The sequence below is a fragment of the Vibrio sp. FE10 genome, assembly GCF_030297155.1.
Lineage (GTDB): Bacteria > Pseudomonadota > Gammaproteobacteria > Enterobacterales > Vibrionaceae > Vibrio > Vibrio apostichopi.
The window spans coordinates 1,690,681-1,713,520 of the sequence record NZ_AP028067.1 but is presented as its reverse complement, the minus strand read 5'-3'; the positions used below and the strand labels follow the sequence as shown (position 1 = coordinate 1,713,520).

Below are 22,840 nucleotides of genomic sequence, written 5' to 3'. Positions count from 1 at the left end.
TCTTGGAGGTTTAAATATGTGGCGTGTTTTGAGTTAAAATTACCAAGTAGAATCCAACGCTAATTGCTATCCCATATGGAATACCTTGTTGGTCGTTCGACGTTTTTCTTGTTAGCTTTTTACTTATCAGCTTGTTCTTTACGAGATAAATAACAGCTAGAAAACCACCAGCAAAAGCCGTCATAACAAACGCCCAAAGTAAATCGTTGAGAGGTATAGTAAGTGATAGAACTGCGGCATATTTAATATCACCGGCTCCAATCCAAATCAGGGCGTAAACAATCAGCCCTCCCCCTAACACCAGTAAAAAGCTCATAATTTGAATGTCTAACGGTGACAGAAAACATTGCAAAAAGAGTAATATCAACAATGCGTGATTTTGTATCTTGCGATAGAGAAAATCGGTAACCGATACATAGACACACACGATTGCCAAAATCAGTAAATACACTTCAAAACTCAAAATTGGAAATATTGCCTAAATTTATATGGATTGACGTAAGCAAGTCTTAATTGATATTCCCAATTAACTGAGCCAGACCAATGAAAACATAGGTCTGGCACAAATATCTTTCGATATATTCTAAATTGGTCAATAAAGCTTGATGTTAGCTGCCCGCATTATCAATAGCAGTAGCTACATCTTCGAAAGCACCTTCTAGTTTGCCAATGAAACCATCAGCGCCTACTGCAGTAGTTACTAATACAGCCATTGCTACTGCAATAAGACCATATTCAATTGCAGTTACTCCGCGCTCATCGTTCTTGAATTGTGATAGAAACATGCTTGTTTTAACGTATAGCTTAGTAATCATTATTATGTCTTCCTATAAGGGCTGTTGAAAATTCGTCGCCATTATAATTAGCACCACCAATCTATGGAAAATACCCCCTATCGATTCAATCTATAGGTCGTGTAAAAAACGATCAGAACAAACACCTTTTAAAATATCAACAGAAATACAAAGTCCATACATGACAAACACTTACATTAAAAAACAGCTAAAAAACAAAATGAATATTTAAATTTATAAACTTGAAAAAATAAGACATACATCAATGTTTAACTTAATCCAAAATTTATATAAGCTTTGGAACTAGCCTAATAGATAATTCATCGATCTTTATTACTCCTTATAAAACATGTTGAAATACAATTATCATCACGCTATTGTTCTTCGAATCAACAAACCATAAAAAATATAATTTCTTTGTGTCAAAAGGTTAGTCGAATCATGAAACTACATTTCGAAAATATTGTTTCGTTCATAGCAGTAGTTGAAGAAGGTTCATTTAGCTCTGCTGCACGTAAGCTTGGCAAGTCTCAGTCAACGGTTAGTACCGCTGTGCAAAACCTAGAGTCAGACTTGGGTTTCAATTTATTTAATAGAGAACACTCTAAAGTCTGGTTAACTGAGAAAGGAAAACGCCTATTCCAATTATCTTTACCTGTAGTATCAAAATATCGTGAGTTAATCACTATTGCAGAACAAATGAATCTATCCGACCAGATAGTTTACCGCGTGGGCATCGATCCATTAGTTTTCAACAAAAACGTAAAAAAGGCATTGTTGGCATTTTCAGAGGCTTTTCCTAATGTCGACCTACTTGTTGTGACTAAACCAAGTTTCGTTTTAGGTAATTACGTTAATGAAGGAAAGATAGACTTAGCGTTAGGTAACCCCTATCACAAGACAAATAACGATTTTAATATAGAAGAGCTTTTTCACGTCAACTGTTGGTGGGTGGCCCACGAAGACTTGGTATCCTTGAAGTCTCACGCGCCATCTCAACGTGTTCTATTAATGGATGGCTGTGAAGAGCTGCTGAATTTGTCGAACATCGCCTCATATAATCTATGGCGACTGGATGATTTAGCCACCATTATCGAACTGTGCAAAGCTCAAAAAGGCATTGCTTTTTTACCGGGGTTTCTCATCGAAGGAAACGTAGAAGACAGTAAACTTAAGGTGATTACAGACCACCCCGATTTCTTTGGCAAGCGAGTTATTGCATCCCTTTTCTGGCAAATACATTCTGACTTTAGCTTGTTTAATCAATGGATTAAGGACGAGCTGAAAACAAGTTCCAGTTATAAACAAACATTTATTGCTGACTTAGCCCAATAATGTTCTATTAAAATCATGACAATCACACTCTATTGCACTCTCCCGCTTCGAGTGTGATATTTCAATACCAATATTTATCCGAATATAAACGCCAAGCAAAGCATGCAAAATACATATAATTAACATGAGATATATCAGTTAATGTATGCATTTTTATTTACTTCGAATTCTTCATTACCTAGCCGTTCATAAATCTGTAATAAAATCTAGATAGACACTAGCCGATAAGGTTATTCAGCACTTAACTAATACTTAGTGTGCCACCAAATATCGAACGATGCTTCTCAAGCTGTAAACGCAGAAAACCCGCCATAAATAATAACGTTCGATAATAGAATAGCTTTTCTGTGGTCACGTCAGACTAGCCCCAGCTATCAGATTTTTTTACGATGATATCGACAATGTCCGCAAGCTCTTTTCCTTTTTCTGTCAGACCATAATATACAGTCACAGGAACGGTTTCTTCTTGCCTGCGCCAGATAAAACCTTCTTTACTAAGTAACTTCAGCCTCTCACTAAGTACTTTACTAGACACCAGGGCCAACTGTTTTTGGATTTGACCAAAGCGTATCTCGCTATTCTGACCTAACAACCAAACGATGTGAGCAGTCCACTTCGTAGAGATCAAGGTCAAATATTTATCAGCGTTACAGTAACCTTCAGGTTGCTTACCCTGTTCACTCATATTTACCTCTCAGCTAATTCAAATCACCAATTGCATAGTTACTTAACAGTAATTAGTTACTTTTAGGTAGCTAATTTCTTTTAGTAAGCACCCTATCTATTATGGCCTCAACCCAAAACACAAACAAGCAGGTGGTTCCATGAAGATATTTCTGTTCATAGTTTTAAACTTTATAACTTTCTATTCTTACGCATCAACAGATTACAAAAAACCGCAGTCACCAACAGAACTGCATCAACTTTTCGCTGAATACTTTTCAAAACAAGACATAGAAGGACTGGGCACTCTGTTCCATGAAGACGCCATATTCGTCCTTGATGCTCAAGGGAACCTTGCTAGAGGGCCAAAGGCTATCAAGCCAATATTGAAAGGTTACCTTCAAGGTGACGTTGAAATGCTAACCCATGATGTATCTATCCATATTAACGGCGATACCGCTCTTGTTAGGTCTAATTGGGAGATAGTTGGAGGCCCCAAAGGCACCGCTCTGGAAGTGATGAGATATGTAGATGGAGGCTGGCTATACGTTATTGACAACCCGAATGGATTTTAAGTGGCTATTGCAGTTTGGAGCATTGGAGGCCACAATCTAAAAGCTTTGTAGGCAATAAATTACAGACACAAAAAAGCCCACACTAGGTGGGCTTTTTTGCTTGTTCATAAAGAACGAATTTGGTGCCGCTACTGGACTCGACTATCAACCCTATCTTTTTGATTAAATGAATATCACAAAGTAGAACTTAAAGGCACCCATGATACTTCTTTGAAGTTAAATATGCTGCGAGTGAGACATCACACTTATTAGTGTTCGATATTGATTCAATAGAAATCAATCGACATACGTGTAATAAATATGACTACAGGTATTAAGTTAAGCATTCTATTAGATATACTGTTACATCAACAACCAAAGACTCCGATTAAGAATCTAGCTGTTCTTAACCTTGTAGTCCCTAAAAGCGTCTCTTAGCTTTGCAACCGCTTGCTCTTCCCTATCATGGTCAAGCGGTGTATCCCCATTAGTCTATGACGTTTATGGTGGACAAGTATTTTCTCTAATGAAGCACCAGAGGAATTACTAAATAAAAACCTATTTTCCTTACCCAAGTCAGCAGTCATACCAATAAATTCTCTACCGATTTTTATGCCTAGGTTGTTTTCATACAGTTTACACTCTACTGCAATTACAACTTTATTCTTCTTGGGGTGTACTCCGTGTGAGCTACAAAACCTAGCTTCATTCTGATCTATGACAGCCACATCCCACTCATGTATTACTCCTGCTAAACCTTGAACAACCGCTAGTAGCGAATAAAACATTCGTTTCTGCTCGCTACCAGCTCTTTGGTTTGGTCTGCTATCAAGATTTAAAACGCTGCATCTCTACATACTCACGTAGATGCTTAAATGGATAAGGCGTTACAGTTGGTAGACGATGCCTTAAGTGATAAACGTAAAACAAGTTTTCTACCTCTTCTGGTAGCACATCAAACGAATGTTTTATCACGTATAAATGACTAAAGTTTTCGATTTTGCTTTGTGGGCTACCTTTGCCACCAGCAAAATACATTCCCTGTTCCCGGTTATAGAAAAAACCTAAAGATGCATTAAAGAACCCTTCACTTTGTCCTCTTATTGACGTTTTGAAAAAGAATCCTTGATCGCGCAGCCAATCGTAAAATTGTTTTTCATCATTACCTTTGTAAGAGATTGACGAAAACTCATCAAACGGTAAAGGGGCTGTATCATCCCATTCCGACAGTATTGCTCTGAGCTTATTGACTACTTTACTCTCTGGGTTTTCTTCAATGAACTGAATCAATAATGCAATTGGAACATCTTGTAAACGCCCTTCTTTAAGTTCACGCAGCCGCTCTGCAACTACTTCAAATTCCGGCAGCATTTGAATACCAGTATCATTGAAAATGGCATAGTCACCTGTCTCCGGCCAATAAATAAAGGGGGAACGTTGGAATCCTTGAAATACTTGCCTTTTATCATTGCCTAAATCGAGTTCAAGCTCTTCAAGCTCCTCTTGAGTCGCTTGTATATATTGCCATTCATTACCCACTAACTTAGACGCATACACTGGCCACGGCCCGTCTCGAACCTCTGAAAATTCGCCTTGCGGCCGATGAGGCATGTAATATACACATCCTTCAGGGCTGCTTGGGTATTCAATCAAATGCTTTCTTGTATGGACTTCTAGTTTGATAAGTAGTTCTTTTAACAGCACTTCCACCACATGGCGGTTTGGCTGGCCTTGACGGTTCCATAATCGCTCTGGGTAACACGACTGGAAAACCGTATCTTGGTACTTTTTGCGATAAACCTTATATGGGTCTTCTTTAGCTGACTTATAGGTGTCTTTATTACCGACAATTAGGATATTCAATGCACCACGAATCGGAACTTCGGCTATTTCTGCATTTATATCTAGATGCTCGATGCCATGAAGCAAGGTTAATGCAGCATCAGTATCTTTGTTTTCGGTTAAATCACAGATCACCAAACGATGCTCTTTCAACGCATCAAACAGCCCTACATAGTGATTTTTAACAATCGTATCTGAAACAAATCTGTGCTTTTCTCCGGGAATCCGCTGCAACTTCACGGATACTGAATCGCCATAAGCTTGCTTAAGATCTTGTATGAACTGTTCAAGAATACCGACCTTAGATAGTTGAAAGCCGCTATAAGATTCTTTGGTGATATCAATCGCCTGAATTCGATTCTTCGCATTAGAGTAAAGCGGCTTCTTGATATAGTCGCCCTTTATGGATTTGCTTACCAACATCCCTACATCATCAAGTTGATAACGTGTAGCAAACTTCACCTTTTTTTGTATCTCTCCGTTCTCTAGCGTAAACCAAGACAAAGGGGAAAACGTTTTGGCACTCATTGACAGTGTTTGTTTGAATCCAAGCACTGCACATGGCGCTAAGTCGATTTCTACGGTCGTTAATTCATAGCCAGAGTGACCTTTCGGTAACTTTTTGCTTTTGACTAGATAATATAAACCTTCACTTTCAAAGCGCTTTATCTCTGGCATAGCGCCATTCAATACTTTTGGTATCGCTTTAATCAGTAAACGAGCCAATTGCCATGTAGGTAGCTCGGTAGCGCTAACTGGTTTGATGGCCAAAGACGTATCCTTGAGGTCTAATTTGATGTCCTTTGGTAATATCACCCAATAACACGCTTCCTTATTGGTACCTTTCACTAAGCAATACACACATTCGGATTTATAGATTTCACTCGCTAATGTAACTAAACGCTTAGGTCGTTCTGAAGAGTCAATTCCTTTATAACTGACGCAGTAAATTGCGAAGCTTCTATCAACCCAATCAGTATCAATCGATATTTGTTCAATTAAGGTCGATAAGGGTTCGTGTGAGGACGGCTCTAGCTGTTGTGTAACCATTTTATCAACTCCTGTACTGCTGTTAGGTTAGTGTCGGCATTGACATCATCAATTAGTGCCGGAATTTCAATGACTTTAGCTAACTGTGGTGAGGTTTCTACGAAGCATGAGTCCAAGTATCTAATCGGTTTTGAAGCATCCCCTAGCGCATTCACATAAATAAACTTCGAGGGCCCAAACTCTTCTTCCACCAATGAAATTTTCGAGCTGTAGCCTTCGCTGGTCTCATTACCTTCATGCTTCCAGTATTTGCTGTCTAGCCAGATCGGTTGCTCAATCCCTGCAAACATGACTCTATTGTCAAATCGCTCGTAAATTGAATTTGGAACTTCTTCAAACGTAAAATCGAATGCTGTTAATACTGCCTCTACCGCTTGCTCGCCCAACGCTCCCTTATAAATGTTGGTAAACATAACTGGCGTCATTACATAAACTTCTTTTTGCCACGAACAGGCAAAGCCTTTGTGTTCAAACCACGACCTCACATATTGGTTTTGTAGTAACGTAGCTAGGCTGCACGCTTCTTCTGAAACCATGTCACCAGTAGGCACTCTATTAAAGAACTCGAAGGCATTCGGATTACCATCTAAGTTACCTTGGTAACGGTAATACCCTTTGGTCATAGACTGTAAGTACAATCGATTGAATCGCTCAGGTTGAGAGGCGATCGTCGGATATCGAAGTAACTGAGTTCTAATGTCTTGCCACTCTTGAATATCATTATCAGATGCAGGTTGATTATGTAGACGACGAACTAGGGCCTTAATTGACTGCATACCGTCTTTGTTGTTTCTTTGAGCAAGGTTGAATAAACGTCGGACAACCCTGTCCTCAACTACAGACTTATTAGCTGATTTCGCTTTTTCAACCAAAGCAACATACTCGTGCGAGAATAAGCTTGGTTCTCTACTCTCTTCTGCCAAAATTTCTTTTAAACCAGAATCAGCAAACAAGAGAATTTGTTTTCGTTTCAGAGAGGTTCTCCCAGCTCTTCCTACCGCTTGCTCAATGTATTTCCTTACTGAACTTTGGTAGTCACTTGTTTGGTAGTATTGCTGTAAAGAGCGCTCTCTGCTCATGCCCATAAGTTGCTGGCGACACCAGCTTTCAGCGCTTTTCGGTGACAACTCCCCGTTCTCTTGCAAAGATAGAATTTGGTGGAATTGACAAAGCTGGTTAGCAGTATGCGAATAATCATCTGACATCAGTAGCTGAGTAGGTTTTTCAAGATAAATACTGTCTATATCGGTTCGCTGCTGCGTGCTATAAGTGACATCGGCAACGGATATTAGGCTTTCTCCTTCTAACGCTAAATTGACTGCGTAATCGGGGTTTTTACCCGCTCCCATTGAAGCATATGTACTAAATACAACGACTTTCCCAGGTTCTGTATTTAGGTGTTTGGAAATATCATCATAGCCAACCAACCTCATCCAATCGGCGTTTACGCCAAAAAACGTCTTGGTTTGAACATTAAATTCTTTCGCCCATTTATCGCAGCAGAACTGAATAAAGTCATTAATATCCTGACGCGTTGTATCAAGAGTGCGGTTTAACAACGACAGCATATAACGATTATCAGAAACTGAGATAAACGCTTTAATACTGGCTAATAGCTTAGACAACCAGCTCCGAACAAATGCATGCTCTGATTCCGCAATACCAACATAATGATTTAGGATAAAGTGGCTTGAACGAGCTTCCGGCTTATACTCTTCTAATAAAGTATCAAGGAATGCATCTCGACTATTAAGGTATTTGACCGTTAAGACCACACCGTTATCTCTATAGTTGCGCTTACTATGATAATAATCATTTACCCACTGCTTTTGCTCTCTCGACAAAGACAGAAGCTTTTTACCCAAACGCTCATTCAAGTATTTAAAATCAAAGTTATGTATTACGGTGTCTGCTCTCGCTGTTGCACTTATACCGAGAATGACAGCTCCGGCATCAACCATATCCGCTAAGACACCCGATGGTGAAAGATTTAGGAATGACGCTTTACAATTTACGGTATCGCGAGTCCCCTGATTATGAGCGACTTCGACAAGTTTCAGGCCGGTATGATGGTAGCTCTTGCTAGAACTTAACTTGCTCGCTTGACCGCCCGCAGATTGCCGTAGTCCCCTAGTATCAAATGACTCGTAAACGGCAGACTCAAATTCTTGCAAATTGAAGTGAGTAAGCAAGGATTGAACGGCTTCTTGAAACGTTCCTTCAAGGTTTCTATTTTCACGCCCTTCAATTTCAAGGCTACGAACGTTCTCCCAGTACTGAAACACTGCCTTACGCATTGTGCCAAGAAACCACTGATATATAACATCCGCCTCATTGACAAAGCGAGTTAAAAGGCCATTTTTTTCAATGAGGGATCCTTCCACTTTCTCATCACTAAATATGAGATTCTTCTGTCTCAATAAATCTGATTTTAATGACAGCTTGTGAGTGGCACTGCTTACATGTGTGAAGCTTCTATCCGAAAACAACCGAACCGGTCGCTCATTCAAGTTAGGTCCTTCCGTATTAAATGCGAGCGCTAGATTCCACTTGGTGCCAAACTCTTCAAGCCGCTCACGGAGTGGTTCAAACAGGTCTTCAATTTTATCGTAGCGAGGCGAACTCTCTAGTTGGTGATCTCGAAAGTTTGCTCTCAAAGTTCTTATAGCCCAAATTAAGTCTTGCGCTTGTTGCTTACACAGCTCGGAGAGGATAACCTGATTCTGCTTGTCAATTTCATCAATGATAAGTAGCGCACCACTTAAATCGCGCAATGGACTGTAGCGCGAGCGAGTATTGTGGAAGCCTTTCAAAAATTTACTAGTCGTTAAGAAAATAACATGAGCGCTTCCATTGCGGATTTTTTCTCCCGGCAGTAGTGCTTCTACAGAGGCCAGCAACATGCCATTAAGCGGGGTTCTATCAGCACCTTTTTGTTTCTTTTGTAAGCGGGCAACTAGATTACGGTAGAAGTAACCAGCCTGCCTGTTCAAAGAAACTTTAACTTCTGGATTGCTCGCATGACGTCTTAGACCTGATATAGCGATCCACTCTGCTTTAAGATCACGCTCGGTGTTCAAGTCAAATCCGACTAACACTTCGTTCAAGACCGCATCAGAACATTGCAATAACTGATCTGACTGATTGGGTAGGTGAACTATTTGCGCTTTAAGGTACTCTTGCTGTTCTAGAGTGAAGCGAGGCTCCCCCTTGACAGCTTGCTTTTCAACTAACCGAAACAAGTCCGCTTTCGCGTTAACAACATTATCTACTGAGTCTGTAACGTAATAGAGCAAACGCTTTGTGTTACTACCGAACTCTTCTTCCTGTAATTCATTTTTCACTTGTTCAAGCATCTGCTGGAGCAAAAAGTTTAATGCCGTGTATGTTTTCCCAATTCCAGTCTGAAACGGTAATGGAAGCAAAGCTCCAGATTTAGCGCCATTAACTTTAGTGTGATTTTCGAGTGATTCTGTAATGATAAGATCCAAGGGCGAAAGATCGGGAATAAGACTAAAATCAAAACTCGCAAATGCTTCTATCGACACGTTCATACAATTCTACCCCAACAGCTCTTGATGTTTAGTTAACCCAACCATAATATGACGTCATCAGCGACGGGTAAATGCTGACTGCATATACACGTAGCATAACTAGACAGGAATCAAACTATGAGCAAATGGCCAATTCGGTGGGATCTACTATTCCGCTATCGCATGATAGAAGTGATTGCGTTATGGGAAGGGAGGTTAACAACTAACCATCTGATCAAAAACTTTGGCATTGGTAGGCAGCAAGCATCTAAAGACATCAACACCTACCTCACCGATGTAGTGCCAGGTAACCTTGTCTACGATAAGCAATTGAAAGGATACAAGCCCAGTGATAGCTTTATTCCAAAGCTAACGAGCGGTCATGCTGATGAATACTTACACATCCTATCTCGAAGTGAAGATATGACTGTGACTTTCAATGAGCTTGATATGGGCTTTGAAAATACGACGATGGTTCGCCCAGTGACACGCAACATCACACCCGAAATTTTACGACCATTAGTCCAAGCAATCAGAGAGAAGAAACGTGTCGATTTAAGCTACACATCATTGAAGAATGGTGAAGAAGTAGAACGGATCATCTCTCCACATACACTCGTTTGTACACCATTACGCTGGCATGTTCGAGCTTATTGCGAACATTCAGAAGACTATCGAGATTTCGTGCTGAGCCGAATTCGAGGTGTTCCAGCTCTTGAGACAAAAAAAATAAAAGGGAAAGAACAAGATGGGCTTTGGAACACTCACCTCTCTATTAAATTAATCCCCGATTCAAGATTAACCGAAGCCCAAGCCGAAGTGATTGCACACGACTACGGTATGGAAAAAGGCACCCTAGTAATACCGACGAACGCAGCATTGGTTCGCTATGTTCTGGATGCTTATAACATCGATATTAATGTGTTGAATTCGAACCCTAAAGGGCAACAAATCATCTTGGGGAACTTTGAAGAATTGAAACCACATCTGATCTTTTAACTCCATGATAAGCCAGAGCTAATCAACTAGCGCCCCTTAAATAACTCGCCTCGATGATAACGAAGGTATGGCCGGTGATCCGGCATAATGCTAAATGCCATATCTTCCTTTAAGCCAATCACATCCGGAGACTCCAAGTAGCTTGAAATGAGTACCTTTCCGTGATCATCAAAGGAGATAAAACCGAGATCAAACGCTTTATCTAGGTTGGCAAGAAGCAGCAAACCATTAAATTTATCTAATCGCTCTTCATTACTAGAATCTCGCCAGGGTTTAATGTGTGAAGCCAATAACAGCTGTGTATTTCGATACCCTGTAATGGCGCAACCACCCCACATCTGAATCAGTTTTGATCTAAAGTGTCCCTGCCCTACTCTTGTATTAACCAAAATAGTCTTTTCAGTTTCGGACAAAGTTTTGTCAGTCATCACTTGTTTGATGTCTGCATTAACATCGACTTGAGATAGGTCAGCTAAAAACTTGTGGTAATGAGACAAAGCGGCGCTGTACATCCCCTTACCCCTAGAGTCACAAATTTGAAACTGTTCCAACTTTCTCGCTTTTTCTTCATAACCAACAAACTCACGATACGAATTGATATCAGTAAGCGGTGCTTCTAACTCACCAACATCCATCAACCAATTAGATATCGAGCCTCTTATGGCTCCAAGGTAGTTCTTCGCGGTTTTTTCAGATTTACCAATATCAATCAACCACTGATGATATAACGTCGCTAGATCAGATAGATTAGAAACTAAAGCATCCTTTAGTTCGTTAGAAACGATATAGCTTTTCATGTAGCTAAACAGCTCATCGTCAATATATGCGTGGGAGACCGCCTTTACTGAATAACGACTGGTTGACGTATTGTCATAACCGTCATTGAAGAAAAGGTGCCAAAAGCCTTCACTTCTCAAATGGAAGAAAGGGTTTTCTGGGGTATTTTTGTCAGCCCCCTGAGCTAGGTTATCAAAGTGATGTGTAAAACGTTCTTTAAGGGCTTGGTTAAGGCAGATCTTATTGGTCGAAATATGCCCTGCTTGAATTAGATCCATAACAGCCAGCAACATACAGACTTTATGAGGACTTTTTTTGCCACCAGCATTGTTCATTTTCAGGTTTTGAAAACGATCTAAGTAGTACTCGAATGCCATTATCGACCCTTGCTTTTGTTAGATCTTGCATGTTCTAACACTACGGTTTGCCAAGATATCCCTTTTCTCTTCAATGAATCAGTGTCTTCAGCAACGTGACAGACTGTCAGCCCTACAGCTTCACTTAACCTTTCTAATTGTTCGACTGAAACACGGTAAGCACTGCGGCCATCATTAAAGCCGCCATGACGCAATGTGATCACTAGTTTTCCATTCTCGGAAAGCAGTTCAGACAATACATCGATCGACTTTTTTCGAACCGACAAATTTAAATGCATCCATACCGCTGAAAGTAAAATCAAATCGTACTGAATACACAGTTTTCTGACTTTGCTTAAAGCAGGCAGAGCGTCGTCTAACCACTGAACTTGAGTCGAGGAGTTTAAGATCCCTAACTGTCGAAGTTCGCTTGCTGGTTCAACGGCTACCACTGAGCAACCTTGTTCAACAAACCACCTCGTATCTCGGCCTGAGCCAGCACCGACATCAAGTATTCTTGTAGCACCGCAAGGCCAATACACATGCCACGCACGGTGGACATTTTCAAATTCCAAAGAATCATATTGCTTTGAAAGCTGGACCGCGTTTTCGTTGTAATAAGAAGTGTTTACCGACATAAGTCAACTCGTATATCAATCTCACTCGATAATATCTGGGTTGGTTGCATATGACGATTTAGCATTAGATAAGTATTAGTAATTGTGATGAAGATCGCCCGCTTTCGATTAATTAACGGCAACAAGGGCAAAATAACAATTAGAGGTCGTAAGCTTAATTCTTAGAATCGTTCATCATGGAAAAATTGAACATTTAATAAAGATAGGAATTACAGACACAAAAAAGCCCACACTAGGTGGGCTTTTTTGCTTGTTCATAAAGAACGAATTTGGTGCCCGCTACTGGACTCGAACCAGTGACACCTTGCATGTCATGCAAGTACTCTAACCAACTGAGCTAAGCGGGCAATGCTTTGAAACTTAACTAACCGCTTTATTAAGTGGCTAACGCTTCAGAACGAGATGGATAATAACGAGTGAATGGGTAGCGTGCAAGGATAAATTTGCACAAAACTGATCGTTTGCTTTTAAAAACAACAATCAGAATAAATTTTAAACACAAAGCAGATCAATGGCTTGAAGTAGATCACATTTCGCCTCTACTTCAATCGCTACATACATCTGCCTGTTTCGTGTCTTATCCCCCAGATGAAGCGTTTTGACTCAAGATATTAGTTAGAATCTTCATCCACATCGAACACCACATTGTAGTTCTCAGTGTAAGTACAATTAGGTTGACGGCTACATGTGAAGAAGCGTCTGCCTTTATAATCACCTTGGCTTGCCAGCTTGATGATCATCGGGCTACCACACTTCTTACAGAATCGAACTTCTTTCGATGGTTCAATAAGGTCAATATGAGTTGCCAATAACCTTTTCAAACGACTCACTTGATAACTGTGTTTTACCGATGCGCCAATCAAAGGTAACCCTGCCGATTTGCACACGTGTATTAACAGCTTCTCGCGATCTACCTTGCCTTTATTCAGTTCTTTGCCGTTATCGAGCTCGATAATGACTCTAGGCTCTAACGTACGCGGGTCACACACCACAAAGTCGAAATAGCTTCGTGCGATTTTATTGTTCGCGATGAACCAGTTTTTCTTCGTATTCGATTTTGCAGGCGCAAGCACGTTTGCCATGTTCACTTTTGCAAACACCACGCCGTGATTACCCACTGCGGAGATCAAGGCCGTATAAAAGGTGGCTTGTTGTACGTTGAGCAATGCCCCTTTCTTTTGGTAAGCGTGGTCTTTGGTGTCGTCGTGTTTAAACACATACTTTTGAATAAAGTAAAAGAACACAACAAGAACCACTACAACGATAAAAATATTAGTCATTTTTGAATGCAATCACGTAAATAGGGAGATTAGAAGAGTTTGTAGCCTAAGTAGAAAGCCAGCATGTGGCAAGAAAAAGAAAATCAATTGCTAACAAACATCACGCCGTTTCAAGCCAGCTAAGGAGAAAGTGTCAGTTGATGAGTTCGACATAGTTCACCTATTTGATCATTCTAAGAATATTTACACCCGAGATTGATGTAGATCAATTTGCGTGCATTTGTGATCACTTAGATTGAAAAACGTTAGGCAAATGTTAATAAGGAAATTGATATGACACTAAAACAAGACCCTCGATGCTATACCGATGTTTGTGTAGATGGTAAGTGGTTCCACTACGACCATTGCGGGACGCAAGCCTACATGCTGAAAGGTGGATCTTCTGCAGTGATCGAACTAGCAAAAGAGCCTGCAACAGAAGGTGAATTAGTAGAAATGCTGCAAGGCATCGCAAAGTAAGTTAATACGTTCATCGATCACTGGTACTAAAATTACCGCTTAGAAGTCATTCTTATCTAACCACGATCAGAATGGCTTTTTATTCCCTAATTACCGACTAACTTTCAGCAATAACCACACGGTCTCTACCCGATTCTTTAGCTTGATATAAAGCATCGTCTGCGGCCTTGAGATGCTTCTTATAAGTTCCGCTATTAACTTGCTCTTGAGCGACGTTGATAGTGGCACCAATCGAGCAAGTAAGCTTCAACGTTCCAGTATGAGTATCAATAGGATGCTGAGCGATGGCTAGCCTGATGGTTTCCAGTTGTTGTTCCGGATCCTGAGAGCCTGAAAGTAGCAGAACGAACTCTTCCCCACCCCAACGAGCCACGACATCGTTTTTAGACAACTGTTGTTGGATACGCTTGGCCACTTCCACCAGCACTTGGTCACCAACATCATGCCCGTAGGTATCATTCACTTGCTTAAAGAAGTCGAGGTCTAGAATCGCCAAACTCACGCCAAATTGATTGTGATCGAATGACATAGGTTGAGTGAGTAACTGCTCAAGATAGCGTCTATTGAACAAGCCAGTGAGCTCACAAGTGGTTGATTGTGTTAACAAGGCTTTGTTCTTAGTTTGAATTGAACGCAGTCGAATCATCAATAAAAATGCGCTGATACCTACCATGATGATCAGTGCGACAACGATTCGATTTCTAAGCTGCTGCTTTTGCAGTAACAACTCATTTAAGTCTTTTTCAGTGTTGAGTAGTTCGTTTTCTTTCGCGAGTGTCGCAGTTGCAAAGTCTTGCTCTAAAAGGAAGATGTCACTCTGGCGTTTATCAAAAAGCAGCGCTTTATTGTCTTTATAGTAAAGCTTGTAATAGTGTAATGCCTTATCAAGGTCGCCCTTTGATTCGTAATATTGAGCCAACCTTTTAAGACCGAGCACCTTCCAGCTTCGGCTGCCCACGACTTCAAAGCTGTCGAACGCGTGTTGAAAATCTGTCAGGGTATCGTCGTCTTGATTCAGTCCAATTTTCGCCAACGCTCGGTTTAGATAACACTGACCATGTTGAAGTGTGTATTTCTCAGCGCCAGGATAATGAATGCATTGATTCGTTACATTTAATGCTGATTGAAAATCGCCTTCCGCGAGTAATACATCGCTGTATGTTCTAAGCAATAGAACCTTGTATCGGGCACTCACTCGCTCACTATTAAGCTGCTGCGCTTTGTTATAAGCAATACGGCCTTTATCGAGATCGCCACTGCCTAAATAAGTAAAGGCTTCGTTAATGTAGAGGGTGCCAATGGCTTCATCTTCAAGTAAACCGCTTTGATAATAGAGCTTTTTAGCTTTCTCAATGATCTTGAGTGCTTTTGGCCAATCTTCCAAATAGATGTAAAGCAATGCCATGTTAGACATGAGTTTGCTGTTATAAATGTGTTTAGGGTACTTTTTACCAAGTTGTATCCCTTGATGGAAAAAGTATTGGGCATCTTGGAGGTCGTTGCGAACATTATTGATGGCGCCCGCCGTGTTATAGGCTTTGACCAACAGTTCTTCGTATCTTATGGATTCTGCAATATCGATTGCGGCGCGAATTTGAATTTCAGAGGCTGCGAGCTCCCCTTCTTTCAAATACTCGATAGATAATTCAACAAGCGACTGAGCTTTCAACCACAACAAATCTTCGTGGTCAGCCAGTTCTTCAAGCTGTTGAACGTATTGCATGACGGCTTCGGTATCTTGCTGATGATGGGCGACATTCGACAGAATCATCAAACGGTAAGCTTGGTAAATAGCGGAAGGTTTTGTAGGTGAAGTGTCTGCAAGCTCAGCAAGCTTTTGTTGTGCGAGAAGTGGATCACCACGAGATAGCTCAAGCAGTTTGATTAACTGGAGCCCATATGCGGACTTAGCCAGTTCATTTTCTGGAGTGTAAGCAGCAGTGTTCGTTATTTGCGTATGACTCAGGTCGTCGTCCTGCAATGGGTACAACAAATAAAGCCCGAGTACGGCACTCATTGTCACAACGAGTAGAAAGGATCCTAAAACGTTGTTTTTATTCATGTATCAAGGCCGTTCCAAATTGAATTCTCATATCACTGCTGTTTATCTATATTAGAAACGTATTATACCCGAGCCCTAGACAGATTAAAATGTTGCCAGCTCGACGATATAAATAAGATTTTTCTAATTAAATAGAATAATCAGGCAACTTTCTTGATTTAACTCAGGCATTCATCTGGCACATTGGCGTTATAGTGATTTTCCTGTTCCTATAGCCGTGACTTCTGACGAACGAGCGGAAACATAATGAGAATTAACAATGACCCAAATTAATGAACAACGTCTTGTCGACCATTTCTGCGATCTTGTGAAAATCGATAGTGAATCACGCAACGAAAAAGCCATCGCGGAAGCACTGGCTGAGCAGCTAGGCGAACTAGGCTTTGACGTACATAAACTGGCGGTTCCTGAAGAAGTGTCGAACGGTTTCAACATCTACGCTCGTTTAGATGGCACACTTCCTGGTAGCACAGTATTTAGCTGCCATATGGACACAGTAACGCCAGGTATCGGCATTGAGCCAATCATTGAAGACGGCATCATCCGTTCAAAAGGCAACACGATCCTAGGCGGCGACGATAAATCTGGCATCGCAGCTATTATGGAAGCGGTTCGCGTAATCCAAGCTGAAGGCCAAGCGCACAAAACCATTGAAATCGCGTTCACCGTATTCGAAGAAGGCGGTCTATTTGGTTCTTTGAACTTCGATATGTCTTACATTCAATCTGAGCACGCTATTGTTCTAGATACAGGCGGCCCGATTGGTACTATCGTAAATGCAGCACCTGGCCAACAGAAAATCGTTGCGAAGATCAAAGGTCGCCCTGCACACGCTGGTTTAGCACCAGAAGAAGGCATCAGCGCGATTCAAGTAGCAGCAGACGCTATCACTAAAATGAACCTACTTCGTATTGATGAAGAAACAACAGCAAACGTGGGTATTGTTGAAGGCGGTCAAGCGACTAACATCGTAATGCCAGAGCTTAAAGTCGTAGCAGAAGCGCGTTCACTAAACGGTGAGAAGCTAACAGCGCAAGTTGAGCATATGATTTCGACATTTGAAGAAAGCGCGAAGCAGTTCGGTGCTGAAGTGGAGATCGAATCGACTCGTGCTTACGATGCATTCGTGATTGCAGACGATCACCCGCATATTCTTTCTATCAAAACAGCATTTGAGAAGCTTGGCGTAACGGCGAACACCAAACGCACTGGCGGCGGTAGCGATGCAAACAACTTCAACGCGAAAGGTCTAACAACCGTTAACCTTTCTACGGGTATGGCGAAAGTTCACACCACTGAAGAGTACATTGCAGTGAAGGACATGGTCGCAATCACTGAGTTTGTTGTCGCTTACGTGACTCAATAGTCTTGCTTCTAAGCTAGGTGGAAATACCATTTAGCTCATATCAAAAAGCCGAGTCCCCATATGACGTGTGACTCGGCTTTTTTGTTGTCTTGCGTTTAGCCTAAAACTAACGTTTACCAGAAATTTCGTCTAGAAGCCTCGACGCTTCCAGAACTGGCTTTCGTCTTTGCCAACTAGGTCGAATGTCTTGTCGGCAATGATGTTTCCTTTTAGCTCGACTGTCATACGCCATTTACCGAGTTTGTTCGAGATAGGAGCCCAAATAGTGTCGCCTAAGTAGAAGTCCCAATCGTTGTTGCCTACATATTCTTCACCATCAAACGGTTCTAAGACTTCACCTTTATCTGTGGTGATATCTGGGTGATAGATGCAGTAACGGATCTTTTCACCTTTGGCTTTTTTGATATTCAGGATATAGCCAAACTCGACGTCAATTTCAGCGTCGACAATCGTGGTGAACTCTTGGATTTTTGGTAGGTCTTTAGATTTTGAATCCCATGTGGAGTAGATACCATAAGAAGTCATGTCGACCACAACTGAGCGCTTTGCCATTTCAATCTTTACCTTGGAGTTATTCTTTAAGTTTAAATATTGGTCGTTGTGTTTGATTCGTTAGCCAGATAGTCGTTAGCAAAAAGTACAGGACTATTCTTGCCAATCTTTCACCATACGCTTAATCACCGATGGTTCGATATCATGAATGCTGCCATATTGCTCTCGGCAGACTTCGATAACCAAATCAGCTTTGTATTTGAGTGCAAGTTGGCGATAAGCCTTCATTTCCCACTGCTTGATGAATGTGTTCGACACCACAACATCTAGCCCTTGCTTTAGGCCATTTTCCGTCGTGTTCTGACACCACTCATGCGCTTGCTGCAACTGCCTAGGATCGAAATGATATTCACCTTGCTCATTCACGTAATACATATCCGCTTCGACATGTAATGCATCGTAGGTCTTTGCTTTTGTTGATTTGCCCGAGCCAGGCAATCCTCGAATGAGTATTAACTTCATCTGTCACTTTACAGGCTAATTCGAAAACATGAGTTTATCTCAAATACTATCGAGTTGCTCCGATAACTCCTCTAATCCTACATACTTGAGTCAAACTATTCCCCCACCCCGAATGTACGAACAACACACTACAAGCCCTTAGTAGGTAGGTGTTGCTTTTGATAAAAAACACAAATAATTTACATCTATCCATTTTGTATATCGACAAGCGTATAAAACTACTATAAATTTAGAAGTATAGACGTCTACATATCTAGCTTAGGGAGAAAGCTGTGCCTATTCGCATTCCAGACCAATTGCCAGCATCTGATGTTCTTCGTGAAGAGAACATCTTTGTTATGCCGCTATCAAGAGCATCGACACAGGAAATTCGTCCACTTCGAGTCTTGATCCTCAACCTAATGCCGAAGAAGATTGAAACTGAAACTCAATTCTTACGCCTACTATCGAACAGTCCATTGCAAGTAGATGTTGAGCTGCTGCGCATTGATGACCGACCAAGCAAAAACACACCGACAGAGCACCTTGATAACTTCTACCGCCAATTTGAAATGGTCAAAGGGAGAAACTTTGATGGATTGATCATCACTGGTGCGCCGCTTGGCTTAGTTCAATTTGAAGATGTTATCTACTGGGACCACCTAAAAACCATCATGGAGTGGGCCAATAAACACGTTACCTCGACTCTGTATGTATGCTGGGCGGCTCAAGCGGGCTTGAAGCTGTTGTATGATTTGCCAAAACGCACGCGCAAGGAGAAGCTTTCTGGTGTTTACAGTCACGAGATACATAACCCATACCACCCTCTTTTACGTGGCTTTGATGATACGTTTTTAGCGCCCCATTCGCGTTATGCCGATTTCTCACAAGAATACCTAAACGACCATACTGAACTGGATATTCTTGCGACATCTGACGTTGCTGGTGTTTACTTAGCCGCAACCAAAGATAAGCGAAACGTGTTTGTAACTGGTCACCCAGAATACGATGCGCATACATTACACGGTGAGTACGTTCGTGATTTAGGGGAAGGCATGGAGCCGGTGATTCCTATCAATTACTACCCGAACAACAATCCAGATAATAAGCCGGTTGCAAGCTGGCGAAGCCATGGGCACTTATTGTTCTCCAACTGGCTAAACTACTGCGTTTACCAGCAAACACCTTACGATCTGGATCACTTCAGCGAAGACAACTTCACTAAAGACGATTAAACGTGAGTTCGTAGTAATCAACAGGTCGTAGTAATCAGTAGTTCGTTATAGTTAATCTTGATAAAGCCGCACTCGGTAGGTTGTTGATAAAACAGCTAATTGAGGGCGGCTTTTTTATGGTGTGTGGCTCGCATTCCATAATAGATTTACCACTTCGACGACTGCGATTTCATATGATGTGTTTGTGTTCATAAGGAGCCGCACATGCCTGCCAAATCGTTGTTTTCATATCCCCTACTACCAAATCTCGCGCTACTTGCTTCATTCTCTCTGGTTGGCTGCGTTTCTGTGACTAAAGGACAACCTAAAATAGAAAGCGACCCTATTGCGATGTCTGAATCTCGAATCGAGTTAGGTTTGGGGTACATGGGGCAAGGTAACATGGTAAGAGCTAGAGAGAATCTTGAACTCGCCGTTAAACATGCACCAAGTTACTATCGCGCACGCCTGTCTATGGCTCACTATTTTGAACGAGTCGGCGAAATTGATGAAGCCAGAGTGACTTATCAAAAAGCTCTGCGCTTAGATTCCAAAAATGGTAACGTGCTCAATAATTACGGCACCTTTTTATGTAAACAGGGTGAATACGAGCAAGCCGATAAATACTTCAACCAAGCTATTGACCAGCCTTACTATTATTTAGTGTCTGCAAGTTATGAAAACGCGGCTTTTTGTGCGTTTAAAGCAGGCGAAGTGGACCAAGCACGATACTACTTCACGAGAGCAATAGACCACGATCCAAACCGCGTAAAATCAATTCTTCAGCTATCTAAGATAGAAGTCAGTACCGAGGATTATAATGATGCTCGGCTGCGCCTGTTTAAATTCCACCAGCGTTATGGCTATCAAGTACCCTCACTTCAGATCTTAATCGAACTAGAAAAGAAAGCCGGCAACAGCGCATTACAGCAGAAGTATCAAAGCGAATTAGACGAGTTGCTTTCTGTTTAAACCAGCTTGGGTTTTAGATGATTAAATAGAAACGGGCTTGCTGAAAGTATCAGCAAGCCCGTTGTTAGTTTTAGAGGTCGGTTTTGAACCGGTTACTTCAATTCTGGATTCGTTATTTCAATTCGATCCATTGTTGACGCTGTTCGTCGTCCATAAATGTCCAAGCAACGAAGCGACTGACTTTTTGTCCTTGAGACATCTCAACCACTTTCACTTGTTTTGCTCTCAGCTTACCAAGTTCTGAACGAATCATATCTACGTTGTCTTTCTTAGAAATCAGCGTCGTAAACCACAAGACTTGCGTCGAGAACAATTGGCTCTCTTTGGCCATTTTCAAGATAAACGCAGCTTCACCACCCGGACACCACAATTCGGTTTTCTGACCACCAAAGTTCAATGTTGGTTTGTTCGCTGCATCTACAGCATTCTGCGCCGTCTTCTTGTTTTTACGCTCAGGCTTAAACGGTAAGCCTGCTTTCTTCGCTCGATTGGCTGCTAAGTTGTCTAGTTTACGTTGAGAACCTTGCTCCGCTTCTTCTTGCGATCCATGGAAAGGAGGATTACAAATAGTGACATCGTAACGCTCATTATCCTTAATCACACCTTTAAAGATGGATTCAGAGTCTGCTTGTAAACGACTTCGGATCTTACCTTTTAGGTTCGCATTGCTTTCTGCAATAAAGTTCGCCGCTTTCACTGAAACAGGATCCACGTCCGTGCCGGTACAACGCCATTTATACTCTGTCGCACCTATGATTGGGTAGATACAGTTTGCACCAACACCGATATCTAGCGCTTTAACAGAAGCATGGTTATAAGGTTCACCTTGGCCATCGCTATTCAGAATATCGGCCACTCTGTGGATGTAATCAGCGCGCCCTGGAATAGGCGGACACAAATAGCCCGCAGGAATATCCCAATGCTTCACACCGTAATGATGAGCAAGTAAGGCTTTATTCAAAAGCTTGACCGCCAAAGGATCAGAAAAGTTAACCGTATCTTCCCCTACTGGATTCTTAATCAGGTGTTCTTTCAACTCAGGCAGTGCCGTAACCAACAGGTCAAAATCGTATCGGCCTGTGTGTTGGTTTCTTGGATGCAAACCGCCTTGAGGTTTTTCAGCCGAGCGTCTTTTCTGGGCTGCGTTTTTGTTAAAAGCTGTTTTATTAAAAGTACCCTTATTCGATGACCCCTTATTCGCGCCCTGTTTACCTTTGCTATCTTTTGCAAAAGGTCGCTTTGCGTTGTTGTTGCCAGCGCCTTTAGGTGCACTATTCTTGCGGCTTTTATCAGATGTGTTCTTTGTAGAAATGCGCTTGTCGCTGCTTGGCTTAGCTGTACTTGGCTTAACATCAGCTTGATTGTCTTTTGTTTTTGCTGATGAGGTACTGTTTTTCGACAGGCTTAGCGTAGTTCTGTTTTGTGATTGGCTCATTGGGCTACTTCTTTAAATCTAAATACATCATGAATAAACGGGCATCTAACTCAAGTTGGTGATAGTCCGGTTCCATGTGACAGCATAGTTGGTAAAAAGCTTTATCGTGCTCTTTCTCTTTAATATGCGCCAGTTCATGAACCACCAGCATTCTCAATAGAGGCTCTGGTGCGTTCTTAAAAACACTCGCTATGCGAATTTCATTTTTCGATTTGATCTTTCCACCGTGATTTTTCGCAACATAAGAATGAAGGCCTAATGCATTATTGATTAGGTGTATCTTCCCGTCGTAAATCACTTTGCTAATGGGCGGCGTTTTTTTCATATAGCGATTTTTTATCTCAATCGCATAATCAAACAAGGCTCTCTCGCTTTTTATCTCATGATTATTTGGATAACGAGCTTCAAACCAAGGCACTAACTTATCCGACTCAAGTAACTGAGTTACGGGGTCAATAATATGCTTGGGATAGCCTTGAATATACCGCAAAGAAGGATGCATGCTGAAAGACCGTACC

The 22,840-nt window shown here is 41.5% G+C and carries 21 protein-coding genes and 1 tRNA gene; 7 read left to right on the top strand and 15 right to left on the bottom strand.

Going from position 1 to position 22,840, the window contains the following annotated elements:
* Positions 1–10: 10 nt before the first annotated feature.
* Both QUF19_RS07805 and QUF19_RS07800 read right to left on the bottom strand, forming a co-directional pair.
* Positions 11–451: an A24 family peptidase gene (locus QUF19_RS07805; protein WP_286298389.1), complete on the bottom strand. Its 441-nt coding sequence runs from the start codon at positions 449–451 to the stop codon at positions 11–13.
* 157 nt (positions 452–608) lie between these two features.
* Positions 609–815 (bottom strand): Flp family type IVb pilin, encoded by a 207-nt coding sequence (locus QUF19_RS07800; protein WP_286298388.1) that lies wholly within the window; start codon positions 813–815, stop codon positions 609–611.
* A gap of 420 nt (positions 816–1,235) precedes the next feature.
* On the opposite strand from QUF19_RS07800, the gene QUF19_RS07795 reads away from it, so the two are divergent.
* Positions 1,236–2,129, top strand: coding sequence for a LysR family transcriptional regulator (locus QUF19_RS07795; RefSeq protein WP_065205321.1), 894 nt, complete (start codon positions 1,236–1,238; stop codon positions 2,127–2,129).
* Positions 2,130–2,490: 361 nt separating this feature from the next.
* Here the strand turns inward: QUF19_RS07795 and QUF19_RS07790 are convergent, their stop codons facing one another.
* Entirely contained in the window at positions 2,491–2,814 is a 324-nt protein-coding gene (locus QUF19_RS07790) for a winged helix-turn-helix transcriptional regulator (protein WP_286298387.1), read from the bottom strand.
* A gap of 139 nt (positions 2,815–2,953) precedes the next feature.
* On the opposite strand from QUF19_RS07790, the gene QUF19_RS07785 reads away from it, so the two are divergent.
* Positions 2,954–3,367: a YybH family protein gene (locus QUF19_RS07785; protein WP_286298386.1), complete on the top strand. Its 414-nt coding sequence runs from the start codon at positions 2,954–2,956 to the stop codon at positions 3,365–3,367.
* A 413-nt stretch (positions 3,368–3,780) separates the two neighbouring features.
* Here the strand turns inward: QUF19_RS07785 and QUF19_RS07780 are convergent, their stop codons facing one another.
* From QUF19_RS07780 to QUF19_RS07770, 3 genes are read right to left on the bottom strand one after another with little or no spacing between them, the layout of a single operon-like run.
* The gene (locus QUF19_RS07780; RefSeq protein WP_286298385.1) at positions 3,781–4,134 is read right to left on the bottom strand and encodes a hypothetical protein; all 354 of its coding nucleotides are present in this window, start codon (positions 4,132–4,134) and stop codon (positions 3,781–3,783) included.
* A gap of 40 nt (positions 4,135–4,174) precedes the next feature.
* On the bottom strand, positions 4,175–6,238 hold the full coding sequence (locus QUF19_RS07775; RefSeq protein ID WP_286298384.1) for a hypothetical protein: 2,064 nt from the start codon (positions 6,236–6,238) through the stop codon (positions 4,175–4,177).
* Entirely contained in the window at positions 6,220–9,792 is a 3,573-nt protein-coding gene (locus QUF19_RS07770) for a hypothetical protein (RefSeq protein ID WP_286298383.1), read from the bottom strand. Before QUF19_RS07770 ends, QUF19_RS07775 begins: the two co-directional genes overlap by 19 nt.
* Before the next feature lie 117 nt (positions 9,793–9,909).
* On the opposite strand from QUF19_RS07770, the gene QUF19_RS07765 reads away from it, so the two are divergent.
* On the top strand, positions 9,910–10,770 hold the full coding sequence (locus QUF19_RS07765) for a helix-turn-helix transcriptional regulator (RefSeq protein WP_054546419.1): 861 nt from the start codon (positions 9,910–9,912) through the stop codon (positions 10,768–10,770).
* 26 nt (positions 10,771–10,796) lie between these two features.
* Here the strand turns inward: QUF19_RS07765 and QUF19_RS07760 are convergent, their stop codons facing one another.
* From QUF19_RS07760 to QUF19_RS07745, 4 genes are all read right to left on the bottom strand, one after another.
* Positions 10,797–11,924 carry an HNH endonuclease gene (locus QUF19_RS07760; RefSeq protein ID WP_286298382.1) on the bottom strand — a complete coding sequence of 376 codons (1,128 nt, stop codon included), beginning with the start codon at positions 11,922–11,924 and terminating at the stop codon, positions 10,797–10,799.
* Positions 11,924–12,541: a class I SAM-dependent methyltransferase gene (locus QUF19_RS07755; protein WP_286298381.1), complete on the bottom strand. Its 618-nt coding sequence runs from the start codon at positions 12,539–12,541 to the stop codon at positions 11,924–11,926. Before QUF19_RS07755 ends, QUF19_RS07760 begins: the two co-directional genes overlap by 1 nt.
* Positions 12,542–12,811: 270 nt before the next feature.
* Positions 12,812–12,888: transfer RNA gene (locus QUF19_RS07750), tRNA-Val, on the bottom strand.
* A 264-nt stretch (positions 12,889–13,152) separates the two neighbouring features.
* Positions 13,153–13,821 carry a DUF2726 domain-containing protein gene (locus QUF19_RS07745; RefSeq protein WP_102278572.1) on the bottom strand — a complete coding sequence of 223 codons (669 nt, stop codon included), beginning with the start codon at positions 13,819–13,821 and terminating at the stop codon, positions 13,153–13,155.
* A gap of 273 nt (positions 13,822–14,094) precedes the next feature.
* Here QUF19_RS07745 and QUF19_RS07740 point away from each other — a divergent pair, with 273 nt between their 5' ends.
* Positions 14,095–14,280 (top strand): hypothetical protein, encoded by a 186-nt coding sequence (locus QUF19_RS07740; RefSeq protein WP_017105525.1) that lies wholly within the window; start codon positions 14,095–14,097, stop codon positions 14,278–14,280.
* Positions 14,281–14,377: 97 nt separating this feature from the next.
* Here the strand turns inward: QUF19_RS07740 and QUF19_RS07735 are convergent, their stop codons facing one another.
* The gene (locus tag QUF19_RS07735; protein ID WP_286298375.1) at positions 14,378–16,342 is read right to left on the bottom strand and encodes a tetratricopeptide repeat-containing diguanylate cyclase; all 1,965 of its coding nucleotides are present in this window, start codon (positions 16,340–16,342) and stop codon (positions 14,378–14,380) included.
* A 259-nt stretch (positions 16,343–16,601) separates the two neighbouring features.
* Here QUF19_RS07735 and QUF19_RS07730 point away from each other — a divergent pair, with 259 nt between their 5' ends.
* Positions 16,602–17,708: a M20/M25/M40 family metallo-hydrolase gene (locus QUF19_RS07730; protein ID WP_286298373.1), complete on the top strand. Its 1,107-nt coding sequence runs from the start codon at positions 16,602–16,604 to the stop codon at positions 17,706–17,708.
* 129 nt (positions 17,709–17,837) lie between these two features.
* Here QUF19_RS07730 and QUF19_RS07725 read toward each other — a convergent pair whose 3' ends face one another.
* Positions 17,838–18,260 (bottom strand): DUF3859 domain-containing protein, encoded by a 423-nt coding sequence (locus QUF19_RS07725; protein WP_286298371.1) that lies wholly within the window; start codon positions 18,258–18,260, stop codon positions 17,838–17,840.
* A gap of 93 nt (positions 18,261–18,353) precedes the next feature.
* Positions 18,354–18,722 carry an AAA family ATPase gene (locus QUF19_RS07720; protein ID WP_286298369.1) on the bottom strand — a complete coding sequence of 123 codons (369 nt, stop codon included), beginning with the start codon at positions 18,720–18,722 and terminating at the stop codon, positions 18,354–18,356.
* A 272-nt stretch (positions 18,723–18,994) separates the two neighbouring features.
* On the opposite strand from QUF19_RS07720, the gene metA reads away from it, so the two are divergent.
* Positions 18,995–19,936 carry a homoserine O-acetyltransferase MetA gene (gene metA / locus QUF19_RS07715; protein ID WP_017105520.1) on the top strand — a complete coding sequence of 314 codons (942 nt, stop codon included), beginning with the start codon at positions 18,995–18,997 and terminating at the stop codon, positions 19,934–19,936.
* 204 nt (positions 19,937–20,140) lie between these two features.
* Complete coding sequence (gene pilW, locus QUF19_RS07710) at positions 20,141–20,887, top strand: type IV pilus biogenesis/stability protein PilW (protein WP_286298366.1); 747 nt, start codon at positions 20,141–20,143, stop codon at positions 20,885–20,887.
* A gap of 112 nt (positions 20,888–20,999) precedes the next feature.
* On the opposite strand, the gene rlmF is transcribed toward pilW, so the two are convergent.
* Positions 21,000–22,322 (bottom strand): 23S rRNA (adenine(1618)-N(6))-methyltransferase RlmF, encoded by a 1,323-nt coding sequence (gene rlmF / locus QUF19_RS07705; protein WP_286298365.1) that lies wholly within the window; start codon positions 22,320–22,322, stop codon positions 21,000–21,002.
* Between the two features lie 4 nt (positions 22,323–22,326).
* Complete coding sequence (locus tag QUF19_RS07700; RefSeq protein ID WP_102307301.1) at positions 22,327–22,824, bottom strand: M48 metallopeptidase family protein; 498 nt, start codon at positions 22,822–22,824, stop codon at positions 22,327–22,329.
* Positions 22,825–22,840: the final 16 nt, after the last annotated feature.

What these genes read in the sequence shown, in the direction of transcription:
- QUF19_RS07790 (WP_286298387.1), bottom strand. Translation starts at nt 2,814, where the DNA reads ATGAGTGAACAGGGTAAGCAACCTGAAGGTTACTGTAACGCTGATAAA.
- QUF19_RS07755 (WP_286298381.1), bottom strand. Translation starts at nt 12,541, where the DNA reads ATGTCGGTAAACACTTCTTATTACAACGAAAACGCGGTCCAGCTTTCA.
- QUF19_RS07785 (WP_286298386.1), top strand. Translation starts at nt 2,954, where the DNA reads ATGAAGATATTTCTGTTCATAGTTTTAAACTTTATAACTTTCTATTCT.
- QUF19_RS07735 (WP_286298375.1), bottom strand. Translation starts at nt 16,342, where the DNA reads ATGAATAAAAACAACGTTTTAGGATCCTTTCTACTCGTTGTGACAATG.
- QUF19_RS07775 (WP_286298384.1), bottom strand. Translation starts at nt 6,238, where the DNA reads ATGGTTACACAACAGCTAGAGCCGTCCTCACACGAACCCTTATCGACC.
- QUF19_RS07740 (WP_017105525.1), top strand. Translation starts at nt 14,095, where the DNA reads ATGACACTAAAACAAGACCCTCGATGCTATACCGATGTTTGTGTAGAT.
- QUF19_RS07760 (WP_286298382.1), bottom strand. Translation starts at nt 11,924, where the DNA reads ATGGCATTCGAGTACTACTTAGATCGTTTTCAAAACCTGAAAATGAAC.
- QUF19_RS07730 (WP_286298373.1), top strand. Translation starts at nt 16,602, where the DNA reads ATGACCCAAATTAATGAACAACGTCTTGTCGACCATTTCTGCGATCTT.
- QUF19_RS07765 (WP_054546419.1), top strand. Translation starts at nt 9,910, where the DNA reads ATGAGCAAATGGCCAATTCGGTGGGATCTACTATTCCGCTATCGCATG.
- QUF19_RS07700 (WP_102307301.1), bottom strand. Translation starts at nt 22,824, where the DNA reads ATGCATCCTTCTTTGCGGTATATTCAAGGCTATCCCAAGCATATTATT.
- QUF19_RS07780 (WP_286298385.1), bottom strand. Translation starts at nt 4,134, where the DNA reads ATGTTTTATTCGCTACTAGCGGTTGTTCAAGGTTTAGCAGGAGTAATA.
- QUF19_RS07770 (WP_286298383.1), bottom strand. Translation starts at nt 9,792, where the DNA reads ATGAACGTGTCGATAGAAGCATTTGCGAGTTTTGATTTTAGTCTTATT.
- QUF19_RS07725 (WP_286298371.1), bottom strand. Translation starts at nt 18,260, where the DNA reads ATGGCAAAGCGCTCAGTTGTGGTCGACATGACTTCTTATGGTATCTAC.
- pilW (WP_286298366.1), top strand. Translation starts at nt 20,141, where the DNA reads ATGCCTGCCAAATCGTTGTTTTCATATCCCCTACTACCAAATCTCGCG.
- QUF19_RS07800 (WP_286298388.1), bottom strand. Translation starts at nt 815, where the DNA reads ATGATTACTAAGCTATACGTTAAAACAAGCATGTTTCTATCACAATTC.
- QUF19_RS07795 (WP_065205321.1), top strand. Translation starts at nt 1,236, where the DNA reads ATGAAACTACATTTCGAAAATATTGTTTCGTTCATAGCAGTAGTTGAA.
- rlmF (WP_286298365.1), bottom strand. Translation starts at nt 22,322, where the DNA reads ATGAGCCAATCACAAAACAGAACTACGCTAAGCCTGTCGAAAAACAGT.
- QUF19_RS07720 (WP_286298369.1), bottom strand. Translation starts at nt 18,722, where the DNA reads ATGAAGTTAATACTCATTCGAGGATTGCCTGGCTCGGGCAAATCAACA.
- QUF19_RS07745 (WP_102278572.1), bottom strand. Translation starts at nt 13,821, where the DNA reads ATGACTAATATTTTTATCGTTGTAGTGGTTCTTGTTGTGTTCTTTTAC.